The following is a 4,920-nucleotide window of genomic DNA, read 5'->3' on the forward strand; positions in this document are numbered from 1 at the left end:
ATTATTTGTTGTTAAGTTTATCCGTTGTTTCATTCATTATTTCAACAGCTTTTAGAAAGAAGGTTTCAATCACCTTGATTTCTTTGCCGGAAAATGAAGCAATGAGTGCATCTGTTTTTTGCCGGAATTCTTTATAGAGCGGCGCGAAAAGCGCCATTATAGCTTCGGTGTCGGGCACAATGATCACCTTCCTGCGGTCGTCCTTCGCAAATTGCCTTTTTACCAGTTTTTTCTTTTCAAACCTGTCTATTAAACCGGTCACAGCACCGGTCGTCAGCCCGGTTAAATTTGAAAGCTCGCCGGCTGTCATCTGACCTTTCTCTAATAAAAAGCCTAAATATTTATGATCAGTTCCGGAAAGCCCCGCCTTTCGGGCTACGGCTTCATGCATCTGAAGAGAGGTATACGTATGCAGTTGATGCAGTTTCCTCATTTGTTTGATAATCTCATTTTCCATTTTATATCTTATTAACTAAATATCTTAGTTGCAAAGATAAATAATTTAATGACACGTCCAAACTAATTAGGGAACGCTTTACGTATATCTCCGGTGTGCCGTACTGATGGGGTGAGACGGATAAATATTTTATATCTTTGCCAGTCGTTATAAGAATTTTCCCGACTGCTTTTGTTTCCAAGATGAGCCTTATTTGGATTAACCTGCTTTTATTGAATTTCATGCCAGCTGCGCCCATTGTTTCAATGGATACTACGGCGCATTATGCCATCAGGCACTTTACGGATGAAGATGGTTTGCCGCAAAACAGCGTCAAAGGTATTGTGCCCGATAAGAACGGGTTTCTATGGCTGGCCACGGAAAACGGGTTGACCAGGTTTGATGGCAATTACTTTCTCAATTTTAACAGCGACAATGTACCTGGTTTGAAAAGCAGCAGGATGGCCAGGATCTATCCCTGCGATACCGCTATTGCAGCAGAAACCGATATAGGGCAGATATTAACAGTGACAGAGAGTAAGGTAAAGCATATAGGAAACGAGATGCTGGGATATAAGTACCAGCAGTATGTGGCAACGCAGAACGACTATTATCCCATCCGTGGATGGCCGGATGATTATGGTGCACACTTCGCTAAGGAGCGTCCCATTGTACTGCCGGGGAATACGGACAATTATTTTAAAGTGGATCATGATACCATTTCTGCTGTAAAGGACGGACGCGTAGTGTACCGAATGATACAGCCCAAACTGGACCTGTTGCATTTATTTGTTTGCAATAGTCAACTTTTCTATCTTAGAAAAGATGGCCAAATAATAAAGTGGGAGAAAGAGCGGCCCGTAAACATGTCACTTACAGGGGACCTGTTGTCTGATGCTGCCTTTGGAAAAGGTAAAATGGAGTTGTTCTGGAACCTCCCGGCGCAACAGGTATTTGTTTATGTTGATCACAACTGTTATCAATTACAGCCGGCCGCCGGAGATCGTATACACAGTTCGATGGTGATACGGGACTTTGATCTTCATCAGCATTATGTAACGTCAGTTTACTACGACCGGCTTAACAGCAGGGTTTTCCTGGGGAGCTCTACAAAGGGCCTCTACATTTGCACCCGGCAACAATTTAAAGTGCGTAAAACGGATAACTCGGAAGCGGAAGTATTTTATGCGCAGGCTCCTTTCCCGGGAAATGCAGTGGTAACTACTTCCGGACTCACTTTTAATCAGAACGGAAAATACAATTGGAGGTCATCATCATTCAATAGGGAGGGGGCGCTGGAAAAATATACACTTGCCCGTGACCGGCAGGGAAGGTACTGGGGCAGAGCCGGAATGACCCTGGTAGGCATATCACCGGATTTCAGCCAGGTATTTCGAAAAATTGAATTGCCCTATCTTATTAACCAGGTCTACACCGACCAGGAAGGAATTTTATGGGTAGGCGGAAAATATCCCGGGCTATATTACATGAAAACGGCTGATCCCGGTCAGGCATTACAATTCCTGAAGGCCGCCGTTGAGGATGTCACCTATATAAAAGAAGGCCCGCCCGGCATTTTATGGATAGGCTCCAGTAACGGATTATACCGGGTGCATTTGCCGTCAGGCCGTACAGATACCATCAGGGGCCTGGAAGGAGGATTTGTCAGAAGTATTTATATCCCCCAAGCCGGTGAAATTTGGATTACCACTTATAACCGGGGTGTTTTTCTTTACCGGAATGAGAAACTGGTAGCCCTGCCGCAAGACAGGCAACAGTACATGGCTACCACGCATTGTATTACGGAAGATGAGCAGGGGTACTTCTGGCTCACTACCAACAAAGGATTATTCAGTATCAGGAGGCAGGATGCCCTTGATTTTGCAGATGGGAAACAGCGCGACTTATTTTATTACTACTTCGGAAAAGACCAGGGTTTTAATACGAACGAATTCAATGGAGGCTGTGAACCCTGTGCTTTCCAATATGATAATGGTGATATTTCCCTTCCGTCACTCGACGGCCTGGTACAGTTTGCCCCTTCTTCCATCCGCATGGAACTGCCGGACAAAGGAATATATATCGACTGGGTAGAGCATAATCTGAAATTGACGTCAACGGGCGAACGCTTCGATCTGCCAAATAATTTTCGAACATTCCGGGTACATGTCAGCTCTCCCTACTTCGGTGATTCACGGAACCTGCAGTTTTATTATTCCCTGGAGAAAGCAGACGAGGAAGAAGAGCAACAGATATGGCTGCCGGTGAGCAGCGACAGAACGATTACTTTTTCTTCCCTGCCATCAGGGGAATATCGTATCCATATCCGGAAGCTGAAAGGATTTGGAAGAGATCAATATATTGAGAAGGTGATCGCCATTCACATACAGCAGGCTTTTTACGAAAAAGGCTGGTTCAGGTTGGCAATATTCATCGTGTTGATCTGCCTGGTAGTAGTGTTCTATAAAATACGCCTCCGCCATATCCGGGAGAAAAACCAGCAGCTGGAATTAAAGGTAATGAGCCGCACCAGGGAGCTGGAAGAAACCATGACCATACTCCGGGAATCGGATAAACAACTGCGTAAACAAAGTTTTATGCACGAACGTTTGCTCGCTGCCATTACCCATGATATTAAAACACCACTGAGATTTTTACTGAGGGTAAATAAAGATGAACCATCATCAGGTGTATTGCAGGAGAAGGAAATAAAAACGGTTACCTATGATAGTCTTTACCGTATGCATCACCTGGTGGATAACCTGATACATTATATGCGGACCTCCTTCCTCACAGGAGAATTTTCAGAAGAAACCGTGGACATTTACCAGGTAGTGGAAGAAAAGATGGAGATTTTCGGGCCGGTATCCGGCTCAAAGGGAATCGAGATCATCAATAATATCACACCGGAAACCACGGTGATGGTAAACAAGCTGTTACTGGCTGTAGTATTACATAACCTGTTAGACAATGCCATAAAATATACCGCCAGGGGTTATGTGGAATTAAGTGCGGAAAGAGATGACCGTATTTTAACCATACATGTGCTGGATATGGGTTCCGGCATGCCGGAACCCGTAATGAACTGGATCAATCAAACGGCAAATGAGGGCTCCGCGCATTTCGGCGGCGCTGGAATAGGGCTCATCCTTGTAAAGGAATTACTGACCCTCATTAATGGCCGCCTGCTTGTTAAGCCGGGCATTAACGGGGGTACCAGGATTTCCCTGCTGCTTCACCTTAATGGGGGGTAGTTACCTGGTGCATTTGCGCCTTTTCCATTAAGGCGATCACATTTGTTACACCTACCTTTTCAAAAATACGCGTCTTATAAGTACTCACAGTTGTTAGCTGCAAATGGAGTATTTCGGCAATTTTTATAAGGGGAAGTCCTTTTGCAAGCAGGTTCATTACTTCAATTTCCCGGGGAGAAAGCACCGTGAAAGGGTTAGTGTGGTGTTCCTGCTGCCCCGTAAATTTACCTATCAGCTGTTCTCTGACCGCCTTGCTGATATATTTTTCGCCCGTCAATACCGCATTGATGGCAGTTTTGAATTCCTCATCCGGGGAATTCTTTTCAATATAGCCATCTGCACCCGCCTTGATATAGTTGAGGGCATGCAGTATTTCGTCGTACGCCGAAAACACCAGTATCCTGATACCGGGTTGTCGTAGTTTCACGGCATAAATCATTTGCAGATTATTGCCGCCAGGCATGTTGATGTCCAATATCAGCAGGTCGAAGGCTTGGGCTTCAATAAGAGAAATGGCTTCATCAAATGTTTTTGCATCGGTAACAATCATCGCTCCGGGCAGCGAGCAGATAATTTGTTTCATACCTAGTCTGACTATGGCGTGATCATCTGCTATTAGTACGTTCTTCATTTCTATTCCAAGTTAGGGATCGGGCTGACATAGTAATTTATCGACGCTAAATTAACATTTTTTTCTTCGGATATACATGATAATTTTTGCTGTTTTTTATAAGCCCATGCTGACATCCGTCTCTCATCAGATAAGTATATGAGTGAAGAAAATAGTATAGGGGTGCCCGGTAGTATTGTAAAATGTAGTGTAAATACTACACTTGTATTCAATAAACGTTGACAAGGGTGCAAGAATAGTTTATCTACTTTCGCTGAGTAGATTTGTTCCATTGAGTCATGTGAGCATCTCTGAGTTTTTTTAGGACAAATAACGATACCCGTATCCTTTTTGTAATCTTAATATTTTCCTATGGAGAATTTTACCCAATTACCACAACGTATAGGCTTTGCAAATTTACGCCGGAACCAATTTCTTCAATTGTGAATATGTGATGTTACCTGTGCCTGACCGATACTGGCTGAGGAGCGTTGTCCATAGATTTTAACAAGCAACCATATCCTGTATACGAGCACGCAAAGGTTCTTTAAGAATCTTCCTGCTCCGCTGTGTACCCACATGGCGGACCGGACCCCTCATTACCCAAAGTTTATTGCATT

3 protein-coding genes are annotated in these 4,920 nt (G+C 44.1%); 1 reads left to right on the plus strand and 2 read right to left on the minus strand.

Translation table 11 applies throughout. From position 1 onward, the window contains the following. Position 1: 1 nt before the first annotated feature. On the minus strand, positions 2 to 457 hold the full coding sequence (locus KE626_RS13480) for a MarR family winged helix-turn-helix transcriptional regulator (RefSeq protein ID WP_211973425.1): 456 nt from the start codon (positions 455 to 457) through the stop codon (positions 2 to 4). 221 nt (positions 458 to 678) lie between these two features. On the opposite strand from KE626_RS13480, the gene KE626_RS13485 reads away from it, so the two are divergent. Continuing rightward, positions 679 to 3,690, plus strand: a complete 3,012-nt coding sequence (locus KE626_RS13485) for a sensor histidine kinase (protein WP_249207461.1) — start codon at positions 679 to 681, stop codon at positions 3,688 to 3,690. Here KE626_RS13485 and KE626_RS13490 read toward each other — a convergent pair. Beyond that, positions 3,677 to 4,321 (minus strand): response regulator, encoded by a 645-nt coding sequence (locus KE626_RS13490; RefSeq protein WP_211973427.1) that lies wholly within the window; start codon positions 4,319 to 4,321, stop codon positions 3,677 to 3,679. The two genes, KE626_RS13485 and KE626_RS13490, sit on opposite strands and share 14 nt — an antisense overlap. Positions 4,322 to 4,920: the final 599 nt, after the last annotated feature.

The organism is Chitinophaga hostae (genome assembly GCF_018224885.1).
Taxonomy (GTDB): Bacteria; Bacteroidota; Bacteroidia; order Chitinophagales; family Chitinophagaceae; genus Chitinophaga; species Chitinophaga hostae.

Coding starts and splice junctions, on each gene's coding strand:
- KE626_RS13480 (WP_211973425.1), bottom strand. CDS start 457: ATGGAAAATGAGATTATCAAACAAATGAGGAAACTGCATCAACTGCAT.
- KE626_RS13485 (WP_249207461.1), top strand. CDS start 679: ATGCCAGCTGCGCCCATTGTTTCAATGGATACTACGGCGCATTATGCC.
- KE626_RS13490 (WP_211973427.1), bottom strand. CDS start 4,321: ATGAAGAACGTACTAATAGCAGATGATCACGCCATAGTCAGACTAGGT.